Source organism: Streptomyces vietnamensis, assembly GCF_000830005.1.
Classification (GTDB): Bacteria; Actinomycetota; Actinomycetes; order Streptomycetales; family Streptomycetaceae; genus Streptomyces; species Streptomyces vietnamensis.
The window spans coordinates 8,582,342-8,603,256 of the sequence record NZ_CP010407.1; the positions used below are offsets into that span (position 1 = coordinate 8,582,342).

The 20,915-nt window shown below is 72.8% G+C and carries 25 protein-coding genes and 1 pseudogene; 11 read left to right on the forward strand and 15 right to left on the reverse strand.

Annotation, left to right across the window (positions count from 1 at the left end; all coding sequences use genetic code 11):
* Window positions 1-69 precede the first annotated feature (69 nt).
* From SVTN_RS38010 to SVTN_RS38020, 3 genes are all read left to right on the forward strand, one after another.
* Window positions 70-867 (forward strand): polysaccharide deacetylase family protein, encoded by a 798-nt coding sequence (locus SVTN_RS38010; protein ID WP_041133130.1) that lies wholly within the window; start codon window positions 70-72, stop codon window positions 865-867.
* A 398-nt stretch (window positions 868-1,265) separates the two neighbouring features.
* Window positions 1,266-1,979 carry a hypothetical protein gene (locus tag SVTN_RS38015; protein ID WP_041134710.1) on the forward strand — a complete coding sequence of 238 codons (714 nt, stop codon included), beginning with the start codon at window positions 1,266-1,268 and terminating at the stop codon, window positions 1,977-1,979.
* Window positions 1,976-2,347, forward strand: coding sequence for a peptidase inhibitor family I36 protein (locus SVTN_RS38020; RefSeq protein ID WP_041133131.1), 372 nt, complete (start codon window positions 1,976-1,978; stop codon window positions 2,345-2,347). Before SVTN_RS38015 ends, SVTN_RS38020 begins: the two co-directional genes overlap by 4 nt.
* Window positions 2,348-2,366: 19 nt before the next feature.
* Here SVTN_RS38020 and SVTN_RS38025 read toward each other — a convergent pair whose 3' ends face one another.
* The 4 genes from SVTN_RS38025 to SVTN_RS38040 all read right to left on the reverse strand — a co-directional run bounded on the left by SVTN_RS38025 (window position 2,367) and on the right by SVTN_RS38040 (window position 5,487).
* The gene (locus SVTN_RS38025) at window positions 2,367-3,554 is read right to left on the reverse strand and encodes a globin domain-containing protein (RefSeq protein WP_041133132.1); all 1,188 of its coding nucleotides are present in this window, start codon (window positions 3,552-3,554) and stop codon (window positions 2,367-2,369) included.
* A gap of 71 nt (window positions 3,555-3,625) precedes the next feature.
* Window positions 3,626-4,075, reverse strand: a complete 450-nt coding sequence (locus SVTN_RS38030; RefSeq protein ID WP_041133133.1) for an RrF2 family transcriptional regulator — start codon at window positions 4,073-4,075, stop codon at window positions 3,626-3,628.
* Between the two features lie 36 nt (window positions 4,076-4,111).
* Window positions 4,112-4,828 carry a hypothetical protein gene (locus SVTN_RS43460; RefSeq protein WP_052499553.1) on the reverse strand — a complete coding sequence of 239 codons (717 nt, stop codon included), beginning with the start codon at window positions 4,826-4,828 and terminating at the stop codon, window positions 4,112-4,114.
* A 254-nt stretch (window positions 4,829-5,082) separates the two neighbouring features.
* The gene (locus SVTN_RS38040) at window positions 5,083-5,487 is read right to left on the reverse strand and encodes an SHOCT domain-containing protein (RefSeq protein WP_041133134.1); all 405 of its coding nucleotides are present in this window, start codon (window positions 5,485-5,487) and stop codon (window positions 5,083-5,085) included.
* A gap of 163 nt (window positions 5,488-5,650) precedes the next feature.
* On the opposite strand from SVTN_RS38040, the gene SVTN_RS38045 reads away from it, so the two are divergent.
* On the forward strand, window positions 5,651-6,091 hold the full coding sequence (locus SVTN_RS38045; protein ID WP_041133135.1) for a DUF6325 family protein: 441 nt from the start codon (window positions 5,651-5,653) through the stop codon (window positions 6,089-6,091).
* 2 nt (window positions 6,092-6,093) lie between these two features.
* The gene (locus SVTN_RS38050; RefSeq protein WP_052499554.1) at window positions 6,094-6,447 is read left to right on the forward strand and encodes an SHOCT domain-containing protein; all 354 of its coding nucleotides are present in this window, start codon (window positions 6,094-6,096) and stop codon (window positions 6,445-6,447) included.
* Between the two features lie 28 nt (window positions 6,448-6,475).
* On the opposite strand, the gene SVTN_RS38055 is transcribed toward SVTN_RS38050, so the two are convergent.
* Both SVTN_RS38055 and SVTN_RS38060 read right to left on the reverse strand, forming a co-directional pair.
* Window positions 6,476-6,925, reverse strand: a complete 450-nt coding sequence (locus SVTN_RS38055; protein ID WP_041133136.1) for a peroxiredoxin — start codon at window positions 6,923-6,925, stop codon at window positions 6,476-6,478.
* A gap of 85 nt (window positions 6,926-7,010) precedes the next feature.
* A complete protein-coding gene (locus SVTN_RS38060; protein ID WP_041133137.1) occupies window positions 7,011-7,601 on the reverse strand; it encodes a PadR family transcriptional regulator in 591 nt (196 codons plus the stop codon).
* Window positions 7,602-7,782: 181 nt separating this feature from the next.
* Here SVTN_RS38060 and SVTN_RS38065 point away from each other — a divergent pair, with 181 nt between their 5' ends.
* From SVTN_RS38065 to SVTN_RS38075, 3 genes are all read left to right on the forward strand, one after another.
* Window positions 7,783-8,268, forward strand: a complete 486-nt coding sequence (locus SVTN_RS38065) for an SRPBCC family protein (RefSeq protein ID WP_041133138.1) — start codon at window positions 7,783-7,785, stop codon at window positions 8,266-8,268.
* Window positions 8,269-8,446: 178 nt separating this feature from the next.
* The gene (locus tag SVTN_RS38070; RefSeq protein WP_041134713.1) at window positions 8,447-9,814 is read left to right on the forward strand and encodes a L,D-transpeptidase; all 1,368 of its coding nucleotides are present in this window, start codon (window positions 8,447-8,449) and stop codon (window positions 9,812-9,814) included.
* Between the two features lie 15 nt (window positions 9,815-9,829).
* Complete coding sequence (locus SVTN_RS38075; RefSeq protein ID WP_041133139.1) at window positions 9,830-10,141, forward strand: CU044_2847 family protein; 312 nt, start codon at window positions 9,830-9,832, stop codon at window positions 10,139-10,141.
* 6 nt (window positions 10,142-10,147) lie between these two features.
* On the opposite strand, the gene SVTN_RS38080 is transcribed toward SVTN_RS38075, so the two are convergent.
* From SVTN_RS38080 to SVTN_RS38095, 4 genes are read right to left on the reverse strand one after another with little or no spacing between them, the layout of a single operon-like run.
* Window positions 10,148-10,963 (reverse strand): ABC transporter permease, encoded by an 816-nt coding sequence (locus SVTN_RS38080; protein ID WP_041133140.1) that lies wholly within the window; start codon window positions 10,961-10,963, stop codon window positions 10,148-10,150.
* A 22-nt stretch (window positions 10,964-10,985) separates the two neighbouring features.
* Window positions 10,986-11,909, reverse strand: a complete 924-nt coding sequence (locus SVTN_RS38085; protein ID WP_041133141.1) for an ABC transporter permease — start codon at window positions 11,907-11,909, stop codon at window positions 10,986-10,988.
* A gap of 10 nt (window positions 11,910-11,919) precedes the next feature.
* Window positions 11,920-13,119, reverse strand: a complete 1,200-nt coding sequence (locus tag SVTN_RS38090) for an ABC transporter substrate-binding protein (protein ID WP_041133142.1) — start codon at window positions 13,117-13,119, stop codon at window positions 11,920-11,922.
* A gap of 49 nt (window positions 13,120-13,168) precedes the next feature.
* On the reverse strand, window positions 13,169-14,215 hold the full coding sequence (locus tag SVTN_RS38095; RefSeq protein WP_041133143.1) for an ABC transporter ATP-binding protein: 1,047 nt from the start codon (window positions 14,213-14,215) through the stop codon (window positions 13,169-13,171).
* A gap of 129 nt (window positions 14,216-14,344) precedes the next feature.
* Here SVTN_RS38095 and SVTN_RS38100 point away from each other — a divergent pair, with 129 nt between their 5' ends.
* Both SVTN_RS38100 and SVTN_RS38105 read left to right on the forward strand, forming a co-directional pair.
* Window positions 14,345-15,196, forward strand: a complete 852-nt coding sequence (locus SVTN_RS38100; protein WP_041133144.1) for a FadR/GntR family transcriptional regulator — start codon at window positions 14,345-14,347, stop codon at window positions 15,194-15,196.
* A complete protein-coding gene (locus SVTN_RS38105) occupies window positions 15,150-15,974 on the forward strand; it encodes a cache domain-containing protein (RefSeq protein WP_041133145.1) in 825 nt (274 codons plus the stop codon). The genes SVTN_RS38100 and SVTN_RS38105 overlap by 47 nt, the downstream gene beginning before the upstream one ends.
* A 139-nt stretch (window positions 15,975-16,113) precedes the next feature.
* Here the strand turns inward: SVTN_RS38105 and SVTN_RS43465 are convergent.
* The 4 genes and pseudogenes from SVTN_RS43465 to SVTN_RS38125 form a co-directional block, all read right to left on the reverse strand.
* Window positions 16,114-16,227, reverse strand: a pseudogene (locus tag SVTN_RS43465) (RNA polymerase subunit sigma-70); the annotation flags it as partial.
* Between the two features lie 59 nt (window positions 16,228-16,286).
* Complete coding sequence (locus SVTN_RS38115; protein WP_041133147.1) at window positions 16,287-16,907, reverse strand: TOPRIM nucleotidyl transferase/hydrolase domain-containing protein; 621 nt, start codon at window positions 16,905-16,907, stop codon at window positions 16,287-16,289.
* A 51-nt stretch (window positions 16,908-16,958) separates the two neighbouring features.
* Window positions 16,959-17,276, reverse strand: coding sequence for a cupin domain-containing protein (locus SVTN_RS38120; RefSeq protein ID WP_041133148.1), 318 nt, complete (start codon window positions 17,274-17,276; stop codon window positions 16,959-16,961).
* Window positions 17,276-18,538, reverse strand: coding sequence for an MFS transporter (locus tag SVTN_RS38125; protein WP_041133149.1), 1,263 nt, complete (start codon window positions 18,536-18,538; stop codon window positions 17,276-17,278). Before SVTN_RS38125 ends, SVTN_RS38120 begins: the two co-directional genes overlap by 1 nt.
* A 130-nt stretch (window positions 18,539-18,668) precedes the next feature.
* On the opposite strand from SVTN_RS38125, the gene SVTN_RS38130 reads away from it, so the two are divergent.
* Window positions 18,669-19,616 carry a LysR family transcriptional regulator gene (locus SVTN_RS38130; protein WP_052499555.1) on the forward strand — a complete coding sequence of 316 codons (948 nt, stop codon included), beginning with the start codon at window positions 18,669-18,671 and terminating at the stop codon, window positions 19,614-19,616.
* On the opposite strand, the gene SVTN_RS38135 is transcribed toward SVTN_RS38130, so the two are convergent.
* Window positions 19,516-20,838: a M20 metallopeptidase family protein gene (locus SVTN_RS38135; protein ID WP_041133150.1), complete on the reverse strand. Its 1,323-nt coding sequence runs from the start codon at window positions 20,836-20,838 to the stop codon at window positions 19,516-19,518. The two genes, SVTN_RS38130 and SVTN_RS38135, sit on opposite strands and share 101 nt — an antisense overlap.
* Between the last annotated feature and the right edge of the window lie 77 nt (window positions 20,839-20,915).

A 20,915-nucleotide genomic window follows, 5' to 3' on the forward strand; every position in this document is an offset into this window, starting at 1 on the left:
GGCTACGCGCACCGCCCTGACCAGCGGTGACGGCCGCATCGAAGACATCACGGGGAAAGCGGGTCCACCATGTTCCGATCCAGGTCCGGCCGCGGCAGGGCAGTGACGATCACCCTGCTCGCCGCGGTATCGCTGATGCTGACGCTGAGCGGCTGCGGAGTCGACCCGCTCACCCCGCAGGAGGCCCGGGCGGAGGCCGGAACGGGCGACAAGGCGGACGGCAAGGCGGGCGGTGCGGCTCGCCGCGTCGACTGCACCAAGGTCAAGTGCATAGCCCTGACCTTCGACGCGGGACCGGGCGAGGGCACCCCCCACCTCCTCGACGTCCTCAAGGAGAAGCAGGTCCCCGCCACCTTCTTCCTCCTCGGCAGCAAGCACGTCGACCGCTACCCCGAGGTGGTCAGGCGCATCGCCGACGAGGGCCACGAGGTCGCCAATCACACCTGGTCGCACCGGATCCTGACCGACCTCGACGAGTCCGAGGTCCGCGAGGAGCTGTCGCGCACCCAGGACGCCATCGAGAAGATCACCGGCCGGAAGCCCACCCTTATGCGCCCGCCGCAGGGCCGCACCGACGGCACGGTGTCCGACGTCAGCCGCGAACTCGGTCTCGCCCAGGTCCTGTGGAGCATCACGGCCAAGGACTACTCCACCACCGACTCGGCGCTCATACGGCAGCGCGTCCTGGAGAACGCGCACCGCGACGGGATCATCCTGCTCCACGACATCTACGACGGGACGGTGCCGGCCGTGCCGTCGATCATCGACGAGCTCAAGCGGCGAGGCTTCACGTTCGTGACGGTTCCGGAGCTCCTCGCCCCCGGAAAGGCCGAGCCCGGCGAGGTCTACCGCCCCGAGAAGGACTGACGAGACCTGCCGAAAACGGGTGAGGTGACTCACATCGCCCACTCAGGATTCCCCGGAACAATCGGGAAAGGTTTATCGTTCATACGTATGTGACTGCGAAGGGGTCCGGTCCCCAAGGTCCCCCCGAGAGGTGACCGCTCTTCGCCTGTCACGGCGATCGGCCCCGGTTGGAATCCCCCGTCCAACCGGGGCTTTGTCGTTCCCTTCCGCCCCGTTCCTCTCCTCCGCCGCCCGTTCACGGCACATCGACGGCGCGTGAGGGGCGCGCACCCCGGCGCGTTCGACTCGTTCGAGTGAGCCTCGGCATGGTGGCCCGGACCTCGGGCAGTGATCTTCCCGAGCCGGTGAAGACGATCACCGCCGGCCACTCCGAGCAGGGACGATCGAAGGGGGACCCCATGCTCCGCACCACCTCCAATGCCCGTTGCGCCCTCCTTGCCGCAGCTGCCTCGCTCCTGCTCGCGGGCTGCACCACCGTCGGACCCGACGGGCCCGCGCCCCCGGGTGTCCCGGCGAGCAGGGCGGCCCAGGACCAGCTGCTCAAAGCCGCCGAGCACCGCCTCGTGGTGGACTGCCTCGACGCCCGGGGGTTCACCCTCACGGCCCGGCCCCGCGCTCCGGACGAGGACCGCGCCCTCCAGGCGGCGCTGTTCGGCGCCGGGCCCCGTGAACTCTCCGTCACCCTCGCCACGGGCGCCACCGTCACCGCCCACGAGGACGGCTGCCTCGCCACCGCCCGCCACCGGCTCTACGGCGACCAGCGCCGCTGGTTCCGGGCCCAGGTCACCGTCGACAACCTCCGCGTCGAGGCCCAGGCCCGGATGCGCGCCGACCCCGTCCACCGAGCGGCACTCGCCCGCTGGACCCGATGCGCGAGCCCGCCGGGCCGCACCCGCACCGACCGCCCCGATCCCGCTGTCGCCGCCCGCTGCGCCCGCGAGACCGGACTCGAGGGCGTGCGCGCGCGGCTGGAGGCCGCGGAGCTGGTCACGGTGCGCGCCCTGCGCCGCGACGAACTCACCACCTACCGGCAGCTGCGCGACCGCGCGCTGCGGCGGGCAGTCGAACTGTCCGCATCCACCCACCCGCAGAAAGGCCCCACCCTCTCGTGAAGCGACTCCTCGCCGTCTCCGCCGCCGCACTGCTCGCCGTCACCGCCGGCCTCGCCCTCGCCACCGCGGCAGGAGCCGCCGAATGCCCCGCCGGTGAGTTCTGCGTCTGGCAGGACGCGAACTTCGGCGGCCAGCGCGCCAACTGGAGCGGAGACGACGGCTGGTGGGAGAGCTGGATCTCCGACACCGACTCCTCATGGGCGAACCACGGCATCTCGGGACCGGGAATCAAGGACCACGTCCAGGTCTACGAAAGCGCCTGGCAGGGCGGCAGCATGACCATCTGTCTCGCCCCGGGGCAGGAGGTCGGCTACGACGGCGCCGCCAACGACCGGGGCGACTCCCACATCTGGTCGACCGGCTGCTGACCCGCGAGGACCGGGCGGGTCAGCCCTCGGCGCCGAGCCACAGGTCGGGACCGAACACCTCGTAGTGGATGTCGGCCGAGGCGGTGCCCCGGCCGATCAGGTCGCCGCGCACCGCGCGCAGGAAGGGCAGCGGCCCGCACAGGTAGGCGGTGGTGCCCTTCGGCAGGTCGATGAGCGTGACGTCCGCGCGGCCCGGCCGGGCGCCGGACTCGCCCGGCTCCTCGTACCAGAGGTGCAGCGTCCCCTGCGGCAGCGCGTCCACGAGGCGCCGCAGCTCCTCGGCGTGTGCGTGGGACGCGGGGGCGCGGTCGGCGTGCACCACGACGACCGGACGGGTCGAGCCCGTGGCGACCAGGTGGTCGAGCATCGCCAGCATCGGGGTGCCGCCGACGCCGGCGGAGGCGAGCAGCAGCGGGCTCTCGCCCTCGGGCAGGACCAGATCGCCGAACGGGGCCGAGACCTCCACGGTGTCGCCCGCGCCGGCGTGGGCGTGCAGCCAGGAGGAGACCTCGCCCGCCGGGTCGCCGTCGACCCGCTTCACCGTGATCCGCCACTGCGGGTGCCCGGGGGCGGCGGACAGGCTGTACTGGCGGATCTGCCGGGCGCCGTCGGGCAGCGCGACCCGGACGCTCACGTACTGGCCCGGCCGGAACGGGGCCGTGGGCGTCCCGTCGACGGGGCGCAGGACGAAGGACACCGTGTCGGCCGTCTCCTCGCGTCGCTCGGCGATCTCCATGGACCGCCAGACCTCGCCCTCGGCGACCCCCGCCTCCTGGTAGAGCCGGGCCTCCACGGCGATGAGGGCGTTGGCCATCAGCCAGTACACCTCGTCCCAGGCCTGCGCGACCTCGGGAGTCACCGCCTCGCCGAGGACCTCCACGATCGCGGCGAAGAGGTGCTCGTGCACGGTCTTGTACTGCTCGGAGGTGACGCCGAGCGAGGCGTGCTTGTGCGCGATCCGGGACAGCATGGCGTCGGGGCGGCTGTCCGGGTTCTCGAGCAGGGCGACGGCGAAGGCGGCTATGGAGCCGGCGAGCGCCTTCCGCTGCTCGCCGTTGGCCTGGTTGCCCCGGTTGAACAGGTCGCGCAGGAGCTCGGGGTGGGCGGCGAAGAGACGCGCGTAGAAGCGCTCGGTGATCTCGTCGAGTGCGCCGCCGACGGCGGGCAGGGTGGCGCGGACGACCGGAACGGCCTGCTCGGACAGCATGAGAGCTCGCAATCTGGTAGATGATCTGCGTATTAAAAGGCGTGCGAATGCTCCCGGGGGAGCGGGCACGGTCAGGGCGATCGCGCGGGGCGTGGGCTGAGGGTGAGGAGCAGCGGACCCGTCGGCGAGTCCACGAGCTCCGCCACGGTCAGGGGGTCGAGTGCGCGATAGAAGGCCTCCTGTGCCTCGCGCAGTGCCCCGCGCAGCCGGCAAGCGGTGCGCAGCGGGCACGGTGGATCACCCTCGCAGGCGACGACCTCTTCCTCGCCCTCCAGGGTCCTGGTCAGCCAGCCAACCGAAGAGCGCCGTCCCAGCTCCGTCAGGGCCAGACCGCCGCCACGGCCGCGCCGCGCCTCGACCACGCCGAGGTGTTGGAGCCGTGTGACCACCTTCGCCATGTGGGCGTAGGGCACGTCCATCGCCTCCGCCACCTCTCGGGTGGTGACGGGCTCCTCCGGTGCGGTGACCGCCAGGCGCATCACGGCACGGAGCGCCAGGTCGGTGAACTTCGTCAGCCTCACGACCCGACCGTATCAAACAGGTATCTCGCGTACTTATTAAGGGGATGGCTCTCGCCGCCGACGGCGGCGGCGCCACAGCCACCAGCCGCCCGTGAGCAGGCAGCCGGCCACCACGACGATCACGGCCACGGGCCACTGCCCGCCCGCGAGCCGGGTGTCCGTGCCGACGACCAGCAGGAGCCCGACCAGCGGGAGCAGCAGCGATCCCAGCGCCCGCAGCCCCGCCAGGGCCATGGCGGGGTCGACCCGGACACGGCGCGGCGAGCGCAGGTCGCGCGAGCCGACGTAGAAGACGGTGGCCCGGTCCATCAGCTGGTTCGTGGCGCGGTTGTACGAGACGGCCATGTACGGCAGCCAGACGAGCGGGGCCACCTGGCCGAGCAGGAACACACAGGCCAGGAGCACCCACTGACCGAACCGGGCGAGACGGCCGGGGCCGTCGTCGGAGGGCGTGAGCAGTCCCAGGAGCCGCGCCATCCGCATCACCAGGTCCCAGAGGACGGCTGTGCGCCCTCGTCCGTCGGGTGTGCGGGGCTCGGCCGCGTGGGTTTCGAGGGCGGCAAGGGCCGTCACGGTGTCTCCGTACACCCCTTGCAGGACGAGCAGTTCGGCAGCCCGCTCCGGATCCGTGGGATCCCGCCCCTCGCAGGCGGCGAGTTCGAGCACCGTACGCGCCTGGGAGAGGAGGGCGCCGCAGAACGCGACGGGGATGAAGAGGAGGAACGGGCCGCCGACGAAGGCGCCTTCCGCCACGACCCGCCGGCGTCCGCGGTTGACGACGAGGGACCGCAGAGCCGCGGCGTCGGCTTCCGGATGGGCGGCGCGGAGGCGTTCGACCGCGGGCCCGGCCCCCGGCCCGAGGTGGCGCAGGGCGAAGGAGGCGAGCGCCTCCGGGAGCCTCCCGGGATCCGCCGCGATCTCCCGCAGCAGGGAACCCGGGAGCCCGGCATCGCGCCCGCCTCCCTCCGTACCCGCGTCACGGCGCCCCGCGCGCCGACTCCAGAGCTTCAGGACAGGACCTTGGCCTTGGCCTTCTCGAACTCCTCGGCCGTGATGGCCCCCTTGTTCTTGAGGTCGGCGAGCCGGGCCAGTTCGTCGGTGGCGCTGGCGCCGCCACCACCGCCCTGCGTTCCGGCGGTCTTGCGGATGTACTCCTGGAACGCGGCCTCGCTCTCCTTGGCCTGTGCGATGTCCCGCCGGCCCATGCTCTTGCCGCGGGCGATGACGTAGACCAGCACGCCGAGGTACGGCAGCAGGATGCAGAAGATCAGCCAGCCGGCCTTGCCCCAGCCGTTGAGGGAGTCGTCCCGGAAGATGTCCGTGATCACCTTGAACAGCAGGAACAGCCACATGATCCAGAGGAAGAACCACAGCATCGTCAAGAAGAGGTCGAGGAGGGGGTAGTCGTCCATTCCTGCACACTCCGTTCCCGCACAGGCCGGGGGAGGCCCGGCGATGCAGAGAGTCTCACCCGGCATCCACGCGCCCGCACGTCGTGACGGCTCCGTGTGCGGGCCGGGCACCGCCGTGTTCGGATGGAGGCCGCGAACCGTACGAGGAACGGAACGGAGCAACATGGGCCCGGTGGAATGTGTCGTGCTCGCCTTCCCGGGGGAGCGGCTGAAAGTGGCGGCGGTGACGGCCGTCGCGGAGCTCCGCAGGGCGGGCCAGGTACGGCTGATCGACTCGCTCGTCGTCGTCAAGTCCGCCACCGGCGAGGTGTCCACCTCCGAACTCGTCGAGTACGAGGAGTACGACGAGGCCACCGCCGAGATCGGACCCGAGGCCAATCTGCTCGGCCCCGAGGACGCGGCCGAGGCCGCCGAGACGCTCGAACCGGGCTCGTGCGCGCTGATGCTGCTCGTCGAGCACGTCTGGGCCGCGCGCGCGGCGGACGCGATCCGCGAGGCCGGCGGGCGGATCGCCGGGACCGTGCGCGTACCGCCCGAGGTCGTCGAAGAGGCGCGGGCGGCCCATCGCGAGGCCGTGGCCGCCGCAGCGGTCGGAAGGAGCTGAGCATGTTCCTGCGACGACGCCCTCTCCTGCGACCGGTCGTCCGGCCCGCGGGCGCGCCCCTGTTGCGCGGCGCCCTCGTGGGCGGCGCGGCGTACGCGGCGGGCCGCAGCTCCGCGCGTGCCGCGCGCCGCGAGGAGGACCAGGAGCAGGCCATCGCCGAGCTCCAGGCCCGACAGCAGCCCCCGGCGGCCCCGCCGTCGCCGCCGAGCGCACCCCCGGCCCCCGCCGCGCCGCCCGCCTCCGGCGGAGCGCCGACGATCACCGACCAGCTGGCACGTCTCGGCGAGCTCGCCCAGCAGGGCCTGCTCACACCCGAGGAGTTCGCGGCCGCCAAGGCGAAGCTGCTCGGCGTCTGAGGCGTCTGAGGCGTCTGAACGGTCGGGCTCAGCCGCGGCGCAGGGTGGCCAGCGCGCGGTCCGCGTGGGCGCTCATCCGCAGTTCGCTGCGGACGACCTCCCGGACCCGCCGGTCCTGGCCGATCACGAAGGTGACCCGCTTCGTCGGCGCGAGCGAGAACCCGCGCTTCACGCCGAACCGTTCCCGTACGGCACCGTCCGGGTCGGACAGCAGGGGGTAGCCGAGCGAGTGCCGCTCGGCGAACTCCTGCTGCCGCTCCACCCCGTCGGAGCTGATCCCGACGGGCAGGGCGCCGACGGCCCGGAACTCGGCCGCGAGGTCGCGGAAGTGGCAGGCCTCGGCGGTGCAGCCCGGGGTGAGGGCCGCCGGGTAGAAGAAGAGGACGACCGGGCCTTCGGCGAGCAGGCCGGTCAGCGAGCGCGGGGCGCCCGTCTCGTCCGAAAGGGTGAAGTCCTCGACGAGGTCACCGACGTTCATTTCAGGCCGTCCTCGATCCGTCCGCGCGGCGCCACCGGTGCCTCCGATGGCCGGCCGGTGACGTTACCGCAGAGTAGGGCCCGCGTCACCCCCGGTGCGCCGCCTCCGGAGCCGTGGTCCGTGCGGCGGCGCGCCGGTCGAGCACGGCGAGGGCGCGCTCGCCCCAGCGCAGGTTCTCCTCCTCGAAGAACCGGCCGCGCATCAGCGTGAGGTACGGACCGATCCGCTCCGCCTCGGCCAGGTACGCGTCCTCGTCCCGGCCGCCGAGCATCCACTCCCGCAGCCGGTCGTAGCGGGCCAGCTTGGCCCTGGCCGTCTCCATCCGCTGCGCCACGAACTCCCGGACGGCCGCGGTGTCGCCCTCGTCGCAGGCCTGCACCTGCACCATCAGCTCGTCGCGGACGGCGCTCGGGCGCGGCGGGGTGCTCGTGTAGGCGACCAGATCCCGCCTGCCCGGCTCCGTGAGGCTGAACATCCGCTTGTTGGGGCGCCGTTCCTGCTCCACCACGCGGGCCGTGATCAGACCCGCCTCGGCGAGCCGCTCCAGCTCGCGGTAGAGCTGCTGCGGGGTGGCGGCCCAGAAGTTGGCGACGGACACGTCGAAGATCTTGGCCAGGTCGTATCCGGAGGCCTCGCCCTCCAGGAGAGCTGCGAGGACGGCGTGCTTGAGCGACATCCGGACACGCTAGCAGCACGTTGAATAGTTTCCTCCGCACCTAATCAACCGACGGAGCAGCCGCGAGCCGGACGGGATCCCCGACCGGCCGGACGGGTGCCCTTCGCTGGCACGTCCGTCCGGCGCCTGCCTAGGCTGGAGAGGGGCAGGCCGCGGGGGAGCAGATCCGAGGGGCAGCGCGATGGACAGCGACACGTTCGTCTACACCACCTACATCCGGACGACCCCCGACGAGCTCTGGCAGGCGCTCACCGACCCGGACCTCACCCGCCGCTACTGGGGCGTGGCCTTCGAGACGACGTGGACCCCGGGCGCGTCCATGGTCTGGGAGGAGCACGGCCGCAGGACCGCCGACCCCGAGCAGGTCGTCCTGGAGGCCAAGCCCGGCCGCCTCCTCTCGTACACCTGGCACACCTTCACCCCGGACTGGGCGGAGGCCGTCCGCCTCGAGCAGGAGGTGTACGAGCGCCTCACCCGCGAGCGCCGGTCCCGGGTGACCTTCGTGATCGAGCCGTCCGGCGACACGGTCAAGCTCACGGTCACCCATGGCGACCTGGAGCCCGACGGCACCATCAAGGGCCTGATCGGCGAGGGCTGGCCCGCGCTGATCTCCAGCCTCAAGTCCCTTCTGGAGACGGGCGAGGAACTCCCGGAGCCGGCCCGCTGATCCGTACGACCGCCCCGCTGCCCCTTCGCCCGGTCCGCTGACCCATTCGAGTCGTCTCGCGCCCGACTCCGCCGCCACGCCCGGCGCCGTGATCATCATTTTCTCCTTTCATCCGTTTTGATGCTGTGGTCGGCGACGCCCGCCGACGTCACCGCGCGCAAGGGAGAGAGTGTCCGACGTGTCGCCACGCAGATACGCACAGGGGTGGGGGGCGCTCTCCCTGGCCGTCGGAGCCGTCCTCGTCAGCACGGCGGCCCAGTCACCGGACCGGGCCCCCGCACGCGAGCAGCGGGCCGACGCGGCCCGGGACTCCACCGCCGTCGTCTCGGTGGACGGCTGCGCCGGCGCCACGGCCCTCTGCTCCGACCCGCTCCACACGGTCGCGCTCGGCGGCGACCGCGTCCTCACCGGCCGGCCGTTCACGCTCGGCCCCGGGGCCTCCGGGTCCGTGGAGCTCGCGCTCCGTACGCCCGGGGTGCTCGCCGACGTCAACGTCACCGACCAGCGCGGCCGCCGGATCGCCGGAGCGCAGAACGCGGACCGCACCCGGTGGACCAGTGCCCTGCCCCTGCCGGCCGGAGCCCGCTACGCCGCCCGGCTCGTCGTCGACGGGGCGGCGGGCGGCCCGCACCGCGCCCGCCTCGACTTCCGTACCGACCCGGCCCCCGCGGGGGAGCGGCTCACCGTCGCCTTCGGGCCGGAGCACGGCGGCACGTACGGCGTCGGCATGCCGGTCACCGCCGAGCTCAGCCACCCCGTACCGGCGGACGCCTCCGAAGCCCGCCGCGCCGTGGAGCGGGCCCTCCAGGTGCGGAGCGAACCCCATGTCGAGGGCTCCTGGTACTGGGTCGACTCCACCACCCTCCACTACCGGCCCCGTACGTACTGGCCCGCCCGCGCCACGGTCCACGTCCACAGCGGCCTCGACGGGGCGCGCATCGACGGCGGGCTCTACGGTGGCCCCTCACGCCCCCTCAGCTTCACCACCGGATCCCGGATCGAGGCCGTCACCGACGTCTCCGCCCACGCGATGACCGTGTTCCGCGACGGAGAGCTCCTGCGCAACCTCCCGGTCACCACCGGCAAGGCCGGCTACCGCACCAGAGGCGGCATCAAGGTCGTCCTCGGCAAGGAGCCCCTCGTCCGCATGCGCGGCGACTCCATCGGCCTCAAGCGCGGCAGCACCGACTTCTACGACCTCAAGGTCCACTGGGCCACCCGGGTGACCTGGAGCGGCGAATACCTGCACGCCGCGCCCTGGTCGCTCGACTCCCAGGGCAGCGAGGACGTCAGCCACGGCTGTACGGGCATGAGCACCGAGGACGCCGCCTGGCTGTTCCACACCGTCCGCGAGGGAGACCTCGTGCGGGTCGTCAACGGGTACGGGAAGCCCATGACGCCCTTCGACAACGGCTTCGGCGACTGGAACCTCAGCTGGCCCGAGTGGCTCCGGGGCAGCGCCCTCGCCAGGGACGCCGCAGACACCGCAGACGCCACCGGCCCCGCGTCCAGGCCGGCCGCGGGTGCGCTCGACCCGACACTCTGAGCCGCAGGAGCTTCGATGCCGGACATCACCAAGGTCGAGGTCGGGAACGCGACGCTCTTCGTGGAGGCGCGGCGCCTCGGTCCCGACTCGGAACTCGAAGGGCTCGGCGACCGCCTCCCCGACCTCTCCGGCGTCACCGACGCCCTCTCCTCCTTCGCCGGACGGATCGGCGACGCGCTCCACCGGGCGGCCGCGGACCGCGCGACCGTCGAGTTCGGCTGCCAGCTCGGCCTGGACGCGGGAAAGCTCACCGCGCTCGTCGTCCAGGGCAGCGCGAACGCGAGCCTGCGCGTGACCCTCGAATGGGTGCGGAAAGAGCCTCGCTGAGAACCCTCACACCCGCCCGCCGCCCGGCGTGTCCGAGGAGAGCCGCTGCGCCGCGTAGATCGGGATCACCGAGAGCAGCACCAGCGCCGCCGCCACCACGTTCACCACGGGGGCCTGCTGAGGGCGGGTCATGTTGTTGAAGATCCACACCGGCAGGGTCTGCACCCCCGGTCCCGCCGTGAACGTCGTCACCACGATCTCGTCGAAGGACAGCGCGAAGGCGAGCAGCCCGCCCGCCAGCAGCGCCGAACGAAGCAGCGGGAAGGTGATGTCCCAGAAGACGCGGAACGTGTGCGCCCCCAGGTCCATCGCCGCCTCCTCGTACGAACCCGGCAGCCGCCGCAGCCGCGCCACCACGTTGTTGAAGACGACCACGATGCAGAAGGTGGCGTGGCCCACGACCACCGTGAACATCCCGAGGCCCACGCCGAGGGGTTCCAGGACCGTGGAGAAGGCCGAGTTGAGCGCGATGCCCGTGACGATGCCGGGCAGCGCGATCGGCAGCACCACAGCGAAGGAGACGGCCTCGCGCCCGAAGAAGGAGTACCGCTGCACCGCGAAGGCGATGAGCGTGCCGAGCACGAGCGCCACCGCCGTCGCCGCCAGACCGGCCTGGACCGAGGTCCACAGCGCCGCGCGGGCGCCCTCGTTGTCCCAGGCCGCCGCCCACCAGTCGAGCGTGAGGCCGGGCGGCGGCCAGCTCGCCGAGCGGTCCGGGTTGAGCGAGCCGAGCAGGACGAGCAGCAGCGGCAGATAGATCGCCGCGAAGCCGAGACCGGCCGCGGTGCGCAGCGCGATCCGCGCGGGACGGGAGAGGTTCATCGGTCGCGGTCCTTCCGGCCGGTCACAGGCTGCGCAGCGCGCCGGAGCGCCGCACCGCGAGCAGGTACACCACGATGACGGCGACCGGCACGGTGCCGAGCGCGGCCGCCAGCGGCAGGTTCAGGGTGACGTTGGAGTAGACGAGGTTGCCGATCAGCTGGGTCTTGCCGCCGACGATCTGCACCGTGATGTAGTCGCCGAGGCTCAGCGAGAAGGTGAAGACGGACCCGGCGGCCACCGCCGGCCACACCATCGGCAGCACCACCGAGACGAAGGTCCGCCAGGACTTCGCCCCGAGGTCCGCCGAGGCGTTCAGGAGGTTGTCGGGGAGCTGGGCGAGCGCGGTGTGGATCGGCAGGACCATGTACGGCAGCCAGAGGTACGTCAGGACGACCACCGTCGCCGTGAGCCCGTACCCCGGCCCGCTCAGACCGAGCGGCCGCAGCGCCCAGTCCAGCGGCCCGCCCTCGGAGAGGATCAGCCGCCACGCGTACACCTTCACGAGATAGCCCGCCCACAGCGGCATGAGCAGCGCCACCACGAACAGCGGGCGTCGGCGCGGGTGGGCGACGCGTGCCGTGTAGAAGGCGAGCGGGAAGGCGATGACGACGCAGAGCGCGGTCACGGCGAGCGCGACGCCGACGGTGCGCAGGGCGACCGTCCGGTAGACCGGGGAGCTGACGAGTTCCTCGAAGTTCTGCGAGGTCCAGATCCGCACGACCTCGGAGGTGAAGGTGTCGGTCGACCAGAACGCGGACAGGAACAGGGCCGCGAGGGAGCCGAGGTAGGCGAGGACCAGCCAGAGCAGCGGGGCGGTGAGCAGGGCCGCGAGCCGCAGCCGGGGCCGCCGGTGCAGGGCCCCGGCGAACCGCCGGACGGCACTGCGGCCGGGGCCGGCGGCTCGCGTCGCGGACTCGGGGGAGAGCCCGGGGGAGAGTGCGGTCATGGCGTCGGGGTCAGCCCTTGATCTCGGTCCAGGCCTGGACCCACTTGGCGTACGGCACGCAGCGCGCGTCCGTCCGGCCGTCCAGGCACTGCTCGATGGGCGTGGTCCAGAAGTGGACCTGCTTCCAGTACGCCTCGTCGGCGGCGTGGAAGACGGCGCAGTGGTTCTTGTCGGCGGTCTCGGCGCAGGACTTCGCGTTGGCCGGGGCCTCGCCGAAGTACTCGGCGACCTGCGCGTTGACCTTCGGCGAGACGATCCAGTCGAGCCACTTGTAGGCGCAGGTGGGGTGCTTGGCCTTCGCGGAGACCATCCAGGTGTCCGACCAGCCGGTGGACCCCTCCTTCGGCAGGACCGCGTCGACCTTCGCACCCTCGCCCTTCGCGAGGTTGGCGATCACCTGCCAGCTGGTGCCGACGACCGAGTCGCCGCTCTTGAAGGCGGAGATCTCCTTGAGGTAGTCGCTCCAGTACTCGCCGATGTGCGCGTTCTGCTCCTTGAGCAGGGCCACGGCGGCGTCGAACTGCTTCTGGTCGAGGGCGTAGGGGTTCTTGATGCCGAGCTCGGGCTTGGTCGCCTTGAGGTACAGGGCGGCGTCCGCGAGGTAGATGGGGGAGTCGTAGGCGGTGACCTTGCCGTGGTGCGCCGAGGCCTTGTCGAAGACGGCGGACCAGGAGTCGGGCGCCGGCTTCACCTTCTCCGTGTCGTACATGAGGAGGTTGGCGCCGCGGCCGTGCGGGATGCCGTAGGCGACGCCCTTGACGGAGTTCCAGTCCTTGTTCTTGAGCCCGGCGAAGACGTCGGCGTAGTTCGGCACGAGCGCGGTGTTCACGGGGGCGGCGTCGCCGGAGGCGATCAGGCGGAGGGAGGCGTCGCCGGAGGCGGAGACGGCGTCGTACGCGCCGGTCTTCATCAGCGAGACCATCTCGTCGGAGGTCGCGGCGGTCTTGGCGTTGACCTGGCAGCCGGTCTGCTTCTCGAAGGCGCTGACCCAGTCGACCTTCGGGTCGTTGGTGCCGTCCTCGACGTATCCGGCCCAGGCGATGAGGTTGACCTCGCCCTCGGCCTTGCCGAGCGCGGTCGGCGCCTTGAGGTCGGGCGGGTTGAGGCCGCCGGACTTCCCGGAACCCGCCGGGTCGGCCGATCCGCAGGCGGTGACGAGGAGCAGCCCGGAGAGGGCGGCTGCGGTCAGGAGGGAGCGGTGCGGGCGCACGAGGTTCTCCGTTGCGTGAGGGGACGAGGCCTGACGAGACGTAGGGGGATTACGGGGTTTCCGGGGCGTCCGGGACGCGCACGGCGTGACTCGGGTGCCACTGGAGGCCGATCCGGGCGCCCCGGAAGGCGGCGAGGTCGGCGGAGGAGGTCTCCAGGTTCTGCTGGAGCGCGGTGAGGCGGCCGCCCCCGTCGAGGTCGACCAGGAAGCGGGTGGAGTCGCCGAGGTAGACGACCTCCGCGACCGTGCCGGCGGCGGTGGCGTGCCCGGGGTCGCCGGCGGCCTTGTGATCGGAGAGGATCCGGATCTTCTCCGGCCGGATGCTGTACGTGCCCGACGCGCCGACCACCCGCTGGGCGGTGTCCCCGCTCAGCAGGTTGGAGGTGCCGACGAAACCGGCGACGAACGGGGTCGCGGGGCGCTCGTAGATCTCGGCGGGGGCGGCGACCTGTTCGATCCGGCCCTGGTGGAAGACGGCGATCCGGTCGCTCATCGTCAGGGCCTCCTCCTGGTCGTGGGTGACGAACACGAAGGTGATGCCGACCTCGCGCTGGATCTCCTTGAGTTCGACCTGCATCCGCTCGCGGAGCTTGAGGTCGAGCGCGCCGAGGGGTTCGTCGAGCAGCAGCACACGGGGGCGGCCGACGAGCGCGCGGGCCAGGGCGACCCGCTGGCGCTGGCCGCCGGAGAGCTCGGCGGGCCGGCGCTTCCCGAGACCGTCGAGGCCGACCTGGGCGAGGGCGGCCCGGGAGCGCACCAGGCGCTCGGCGCGGGGCACGCCGCGGACCTTGAGGCCGTACGCGACGTTCTGCTCGACCGTCATGTGCGGGAAGAGCGCGTAGTCCTGGAAGACGGTGTGCACGTCCCGCTCGAAGGGGGCGAGCCGGGTGACGTCGCGGCCGGCCAGTTCCACGGTGCCGGCGCTCGGCGTCTCGAAGCCGGCGATCATCCGCAGCACGGTCGTCTTCCCGGAACCGGAGGGGCCGAGCATCGAGAAGAACTCGCCGTCCGCGATCTCCAGGTCCACCCCGGCCACGGCCTCGGTCCGGCCGTAGGTCTTGCGCAGTCCCGTCAGCCGGATCGCCATTCCCTCCATGGGCGGGAACCTTTCTGGTGCGGTGGAGCGTTGTTCGGACGTGGGCGTAAACATATGAAGTCATAGTTCAAATCTCAAGACCCCTTTAAGGTAAAGCCTGAGTCAACGCTCGACGCGAGGTGGTTAACCGTGAGACCGAACGGCAGGCCGGACGACGGCGGCGGCGCGGCCGGGACGGGCGCGGCCCGCAGGGCCGTCTTCAGCCCCGTCGACACCCGGGCCCGGGTCGACACCGTCGTCCGCCGCATCGGCGACGCCATCGAGCTCGGACTCCTCGCCGACGGGGAGCAGTTGCCCGGCGAGACCGAACTCGCCGGACAGCTCGGCGTCTCCACCGTCACCCTCCGCGAAGCCCTCATGGCCCTGCGGCAGCAGGGCCTCGTCACCACCCGCAGGGGCCGCGGCGGCGGCAGCTTCGTCACCCTCCCCGACAACCCCCCGCAGGAGCGGTTGCGCGCCCGCCTCGCCGACTGGTCCACCGAGGAACTCCGCGACCTCGGCGACCACTGGGCCGCCGTCTCCGGCGCCGCCGCCCTGCTCGCCGCCCGCCGCACCCAGCCCGGAGACCTGCGGCCCCTCACCCGTACGGTCGAGGAATTCGCCACCGCGGGAGACCCGGCGACGCGCAGCCGCCTCTACGGCCGTTTCCACGTCGAGTTGGCCGCCGCGGCCCAGTCCGCCCGCCTCACCCGCGAGGAGATCGCTCTCCAGACGGACCTGGGAGCGCTCCTCTGCCTGGTCCTCGACGACCCCGTCCATCTCGGCAATGTGTCGGATCGTCACCGCGCCGTGATCTCCGCCGTGCAGGATGAGGCCGACGAGCGGGCCAGAACGCTCGCCGAGACGTGCGTACGGGAGTCAGTGGGGCGGCTGATCGCGCTGCGCCTCGGCACCCCGGGCCACACAACCGAGCCTCGTCCCGAGGAGGACACGCATGGGCAGGAGCACCGGGCTCGCGGGCCCCGCGGGGGCCGTCACTGACCCGGACCGGATCGACGGGGCCGTGAGCCGCGTACGGGACTCGGACCCGGTCGACGAGGTCGTCCGCCGCGTACGGGACACCCTCGAAGAGGTCTTCGCCGCCGTCGCCGAGACCGGCGCCGACACCGAAGCCCTGCTCGCCGAGGTGTCCGGGTCCGGGCGCGAACCCGTCGCCGCCGACCTGGCGGCCCTGCGCCTCGGACTGCGCACCCTGCTCGCCCGCCACCCGCTCGTCTCCGGCGTGGGCTTCGTCGCCGCGCCGGGCCTCCTGGCCGACGTGCCGGGCTGCCTCGAGTGGTGGCAGCGCGGCTCCGACGGAGCCGTACGGCCGCTCCTGCTCGACCTCGACCCGGAGCACTCCGCCTACTCCGACTACACGCACTGGGACTGGTACACCCTGCCCCGCGAGACCGGGCGCCGGGCCGTCGCCGGGCCCTATGTGGACTACCTGTGCTCCGACGAGTACAGCCTCACCCTGTCCGCACCGGTCGGACTCGGCGGCCGCTTCGTGGGCGTGGCCGCCGCCGACGTCTATCTGCGGCACTTCGAGGCGGCCGTCCTGCCCGTGCTCCAGCGACTGCCCGTACCGGCCAGGCTCGTCAACGCGCGGGGTCGGGTCGCCGCCTCCACCGACCCGGCCCACCTCGCCGGATCCCTCACCAAGGGCCCCGACTTCGCCACCGTCCTCGCCGAACCGCCCGCCGAACACCGCGCCGACGGCCTGCGTCTGCTGCCCTGCGGCGGCACCCCGCTGGTCCTGGTCACGGCCGACGACTGAGCCGTTTCCGGCTGCCGCGACGACGCGGTCGACCTGACACGGGTCACGGGCCGTGGAAACCGGCCGACACGAGGGCGCCGTCTGCGAGGGCGGCGCTGTCGGCCGCATCCGTCGGGACGCGTCGGCGGGTGCTCAGATGGACCGCGTCCTCGGCCTCGGCGTACGCCCCCAGCATCCGGTAGCAGTATCCGGTCAGCTCTCCCCGGTACTCCTCAAGGTCCTCCGCCGTGAGCCCCGCGCCGCCGTCCCCCATGCCGTGCCCCCTTCAGTGCGTAAGCCCAGGCTGCTGACCTGGGATTTCACCCTAAGGGATCACAGACTCGCCATGAGGCCGTCGAGCGGTGCCGGTGCCCGGCCGGCGTCGAGGGCCTCCACCAGGAGGGTGCCGTAGCGGATCTTGCGGCCCTTCTTCGTGCCGAGGAAGCGCCGCAACTGCTGATGCCTGGCCCGGCCGTGCTGCGCGGGCTGGCTCAGGAAGGTCTGCCAGGGGCGCAGGTCGCCCTCCGCCTCGATGATCTCCTCGACCGTCGCCGGGCCGAGCGCACGGATGAGCTCGTCCTCCAGGTCCGCCATGCAGACGAAGAAGTCCCGGTCCGGCGCTCCGGCCCGTCGGAGGCCCCGCTCGTAGAAGCCCCGCTCCCGTTCGTCGCACAGGCCGGTCAGGCGCAGGTCGAGGCCGGGCGGTCCGAGCAGTTCGGCGTAGCGGGCGATGCTCATCGCCCCGCCCATCGACACCACGCACACGCCCTCCGCGGCGAGGTCCCGGCCGTGCCGCGCGGCCAGCGTCTCGACGGCGGCGAGGTCGCTCGGTCCTTCCAGGAGCACCGCCGTCCGCAGCCCCAGGCCCACGGCCAGCTCCCGCGCCGTGTCTCCGCCGTGATCGCCGACCGCCCAGCGGCCCATCTCTTCCTGGAACGCCCTCATGTCTGCCATGGGGCGAGTCTGCACGGCCGCGCACCCGTACGGCACCGAAATATCGGGCCCTCAGTCGTTCACGGCCGTCAGCAGCACCACCGCGTCGTCCAGGGCCGTCAGCCCGTGCCGCTCCTTGGGGAGCATCCGCAGCGTGCCCGCCGGCAGCTCCTCCGCCCACCCGGCCGCCGTCAGGTTCACCCGGCCCCGCAGCACCTGGAGGCTCGCGGCCGGCGGCGCGTTGTGCTCGTCCAGGGAGGTGCCCGAGGTCAGGGCGATGACGGTCTGCCGCAGCACCCCGTCGTGCATCACCAGATGGGCGCTGCGCCCGTGCGGTGCCGTACGGGCCGCGGCCAGGTGTTCGTCGGCGAGGGCGGTGAGGTCCAGCATCATGACTCTCCCTGCGGGATGCGCGGGCGGTTACCCCCAGCCTCGCGTGTGACGTCCCGGACGCAACTCGGGACCGCCGGTGGTGCCGCCGCCACGACCACGAGCCCGGCGACGGCGACGCACGCCCCGGCGGCGAGCAGCGCGGCCGTCCAGCCGTGCGCCGCGTACAGCCAGGACCCGGCGAGGGAGCCGAGCGCCCCGCCGCCGAACGTGGTCAGCATGAAGACCGTGTTGACCCGGGCCGCCACCGCCCGGCCGATCCCGAAGATCCGCGCCTGGCTGGCCACCTGGCAGGAGCTGACGCCGACCACAAGGAGGTTCGCCCCGGCCACCAGGGCCGCGGGGGAGTACGGGGCGAGCCCCGCCGCCGCGAGGCCGAGCCCCGCGCACACCAGGCCCCCGGCGTTCACCGCGGACGCCCCGTACCGGTCGGCGAGCGGCCCGGCCGCCGCCGAGAGCAGCGCCGCCGGCAGGGTCAGCACCCCGAAGAGGCCCGCGGCCCCCGGCCCGTACCCGAGCGGCGGGGCCGCCAGGTGGAAGGCGAGCACGGACCAGAAGACGCTGAACGCGGCGAAGACGCACGCCCCGAGCAGTGCCGAGATCCGCAGCTCCCGGTGGACCGCGAGGAGCCGGGGAAGCCCGGCCAGGAGACGGACGTACGAGAGGTCTCCCCGCGACCCGAGGCGCTCGGGCAGTCGGCGGGGCAGGACGAGGAGCAGCGCCGCCGTCGCCACGGCCGCCACCGCGTAGGCGACCCGCCAGTTGCCGCTCGCGTCGGCCACCGCGCCCGAGACCGTACGGGACAGGGTCGAGCCGAGAGTCAGGCCGAGGCCCACCAGGCCCACGACCCGGCCCTGCCGTCCGGGGCCCGCGAGCACGGCCGCCACCGGGGTGAGGATCTGCGGCAGCACCGTCGTGGTGGAGAGCGCGAGCGTCGCGAGGGCGAGGGTGACGATGTCGGGCGCCGCCGCGGCGACGAGCAGGGCGGCGCTGGTCAGGGCGAGCAGCACCGAGGTGAGGCGGCGCAGCCGCGCGGAGTCGGCGAGCGGCACGAGCAGCAGGATGCCGAGCGCGTACCCGACCTGGGCGGCCGAGGCGATGAGCCCCGCCGTCCGCTCCGACACGTCCAGACCGTGCGCCACTGCGGCGAGCAGCGGCTGCGGGAAGTAGATGTTGGCGACGGTGACCGCCCCCGCCACGGCGAGGAGCAGGACGTTCACGGGCCGGGCGGAGGTGGCGGGGGTGAGGGGACGTGGGACCACGGAGGCCCTTCCGTACGGAGGAGGGGGACCCCTCCAGACTCCCGGCCGCCACCCCGGCCGATCAAGCTGTCATCATGAAACCGGCGTTGAGTCACACTCAACGATCAGTGGACGTCGAAGGGCGGGGCCGGTGCTCGAACGGTACGAACTGGAAGCGTTCCTGACGCTCGCCGAGGAACTGCACTTCGGGCGCACCGCCGAGCGCCTCGGCGTCTCCACCGGCCGGATCAGCCAGACCGTCAAGAAGCTGGAGCGCCGCGTCGGCACCCCGCTCTTCGCCCGCACCAGCCGCAGCGTCCGGCTCACCCCCGTCGGTCACGCCCTGTACGAGGACCTCCTGCCCGCGTACCGGCAGATGCGGGCCGCCCTCGCACGCGCCACCGCCGCCGGGCGCGGCGTCCACGGCAGGCTGCGCGTCGGCTTCGCCAGCCCCTGGGGCGGCGAGAAGGTCACGGCCGCCGCCGAAGCCCTGACCGCGCTCCACCCGGGGTGCGAGATCACCGTCCGCGAGGTTCCCCTCGACGGCGGATTCCGCCCCCTCCGGGACGGCACGCTCGACGTCCAGTACGCCGCCTTCCCCGTCCGCGAGCCGGACCTCACCACCGGTCCCGTCCTCGTCACCGAGGAGCGGGTCCTGCTCCTGCCCGTCGGCCACCCCCTGGCCGGCCGTGCCTCCCTCGGCCCGGAGGACCTCGCGGGCCTCGATCTGATCGCCCCCGGCGGCGACGTCCCCCGCTACTGGACCGACCACCACTACCCCCGCAGCACCCCGTCCGGCGCCCCCGTCGGCCGCGGACCGGCCGCCAACACCTGGCAGGAGGTCCTCTCCCATGTGACCGCAGGCCGGGGCGCCTCCCCGGGGGCGGCCCGCGGTGCCCGGTACCACCCCCGGCCCGGCATCGCCTACGTCCCCCTGCACGGCACCCCGCCCCTCGAGTACGGCCTCGTGTGGCCCACCGCCGCCGACTCCGCCCTGCTCAGGGCCTTCGTGGCGGCGGTCGAAGGGCGCCCTGCGGAACGACCAGATCACCCGTCAGATGGTCGTACGCCACCTGCGCGTGAAGACGGACACCGGTGACGAGGGTGTCGTCGTCCGCGTAGAAGCGCGGGTTGTGGTTGGTGACAAGCCCGCGTCCGCCCTCCACCGGCACAGGCCGTCCCGAGGCGTTCAGCGTGGCGTCCTGGACGCCGAGCATCACGTACAGGCCGCCGAACCGGCCGATGAACTCGGAGACGTCGTCGTACCCGAGCGTCGCACCCGTCTCCACCACACGGTCCCCTCCGACCACCCGGCGGAAGGTCGGCAGCCCGGCCTCCACCCACGGCCCGCTGTTGTGCACGGGCGGCACGGACTGCAGGTACTCCACGGTGGCCGTCGCCCCGTACGCCGCCGCCGAGTGCTCGGCCAGCGTCGTCAGACGCCGCTGGACCTCGGCCATGTCGGACTCCACGGCGCAGCGGACCGTGCCCCACAGGGTCACCGTCTCGCCGATGATGTTGAAGCGGCCCACGTCCTCGACGTGACCGATCGTCACCGTGACGGGGTCGAAGGCCGAGACCTGCCGGTACAGCTGGCCGATGCCGGTGAGGACCGCGCCGACCGCCGGCATCGGGTCGACGCCCTCCCACGGCGTGGAGCCGTGCACCTGCTTTCCGGTGACGACGATACGGACCAGGGTGGACGCGCCGTACTGGTTGCCGACCCTGTACCCCACGTACCCTTTCGGATACGGCGTCACGTGCATGCCGAAGACCATCGTCGGCACCGGGTCGGCGAAGGCACCCGCCTCGACCATCGCCCGCGCCCCGCCCTCCTCCGTCACCGGCGGGCCCTCCTCGGCCGGCTGGAACACGAAGAGCACCGTCCCGGGAAGCCGGTCACGGACCCCCGCGAGCACCGTCGCCGCACCCATCAGCATCGCCGTGTGGCAGTCGTGCCCGCAGGCGTGCGACACGGGGAACGGGCCGCCCGGGTAGTCGGCGTCCACCACCTCGGAGGCGAAGTCCGTCCCGCAGAGGTCCTTCACCGGCAGCGCGTCCATGTCCGCCCGCAGTGCCACGACCCGCCCGCCGCCCGGTGCCGCCCCGCGCAGGACGCCGACGACCCCGTGCCCCGCGATGCCCGTACGGACCTCGTCGACGCCCAGGGCGCGCAGGTGGTCCGCCACCAGGCGGGCCGTGTTCACCTCCCGGTTGGGCAGCTCCGGATGCCGGTGCAGATGCCGCCGCCAGGCCACCACCTGTCCGGCCGCTGCGGCCGCCCGCTCGTCCAGTTCGTCGTGGATCGCCTCGCTGCCCAAGGGGACTCCCTCTCGTACCGGCCGGCGCCGCGGCCCGGAAACCGTGCACCGTCAGCCTGCCACCCGGGACGCGCCAC

Coding starts and splice junctions, on each gene's coding strand:
- SVTN_RS38040 (WP_041133134.1), bottom strand. CDS start 5,487: ATGGACGACTACCCCCTCCTCGACCTCTTCTTGACGATGCTGTGGTTC.
- SVTN_RS38115 (WP_041133147.1), bottom strand. CDS start 16,907: ATGGCAGACATGAGGGCGTTCCAGGAAGAGATGGGCCGCTGGGCGGTC.
- SVTN_RS38010 (WP_041133130.1), top strand. CDS start 70: ATGTTCCGATCCAGGTCCGGCCGCGGCAGGGCAGTGACGATCACCCTG.
- SVTN_RS38055 (WP_041133136.1), bottom strand. CDS start 6,925: ATGAACGTCGGTGACCTCGTCGAGGACTTCACCCTTTCGGACGAGACG.
- SVTN_RS38105 (WP_041133145.1), top strand. CDS start 15,150: ATGGGCAGGAGCACCGGGCTCGCGGGCCCCGCGGGGGCCGTCACTGAC.
- SVTN_RS38120 (WP_041133148.1), bottom strand. CDS start 17,276: ATGCTGGACCTCACCGCCCTCGCCGACGAACACCTGGCCGCGGCCCGT.
- SVTN_RS38080 (WP_041133140.1), bottom strand. CDS start 10,963: ATGAACCTCTCCCGTCCCGCGCGGATCGCGCTGCGCACCGCGGCCGGT.
- SVTN_RS38060 (WP_041133137.1), bottom strand. CDS start 7,601: ATGTCGCTCAAGCACGCCGTCCTCGCAGCTCTCCTGGAGGGCGAGGCC.
- SVTN_RS38095 (WP_041133143.1), bottom strand. CDS start 14,215: ATGGAGGGAATGGCGATCCGGCTGACGGGACTGCGCAAGACCTACGGC.
- SVTN_RS38045 (WP_041133135.1), top strand. CDS start 5,651: ATGGGCCCGGTGGAATGTGTCGTGCTCGCCTTCCCGGGGGAGCGGCTG.
- SVTN_RS38050 (WP_052499554.1), top strand. CDS start 6,094: ATGTTCCTGCGACGACGCCCTCTCCTGCGACCGGTCGTCCGGCCCGCG.
- SVTN_RS38015 (WP_041134710.1), top strand. CDS start 1,266: ATGCTCCGCACCACCTCCAATGCCCGTTGCGCCCTCCTTGCCGCAGCT.
- SVTN_RS38065 (WP_041133138.1), top strand. CDS start 7,783: ATGGACAGCGACACGTTCGTCTACACCACCTACATCCGGACGACCCCC.
- SVTN_RS38085 (WP_041133141.1), bottom strand. CDS start 11,909: ATGACCGCACTCTCCCCCGGGCTCTCCCCCGAGTCCGCGACGCGAGCC.
- SVTN_RS38025 (WP_041133132.1), bottom strand. CDS start 3,554: ATGCTGTCCGAGCAGGCCGTTCCGGTCGTCCGCGCCACCCTGCCCGCC.
- SVTN_RS38075 (WP_041133139.1), top strand. CDS start 9,830: ATGCCGGACATCACCAAGGTCGAGGTCGGGAACGCGACGCTCTTCGTG.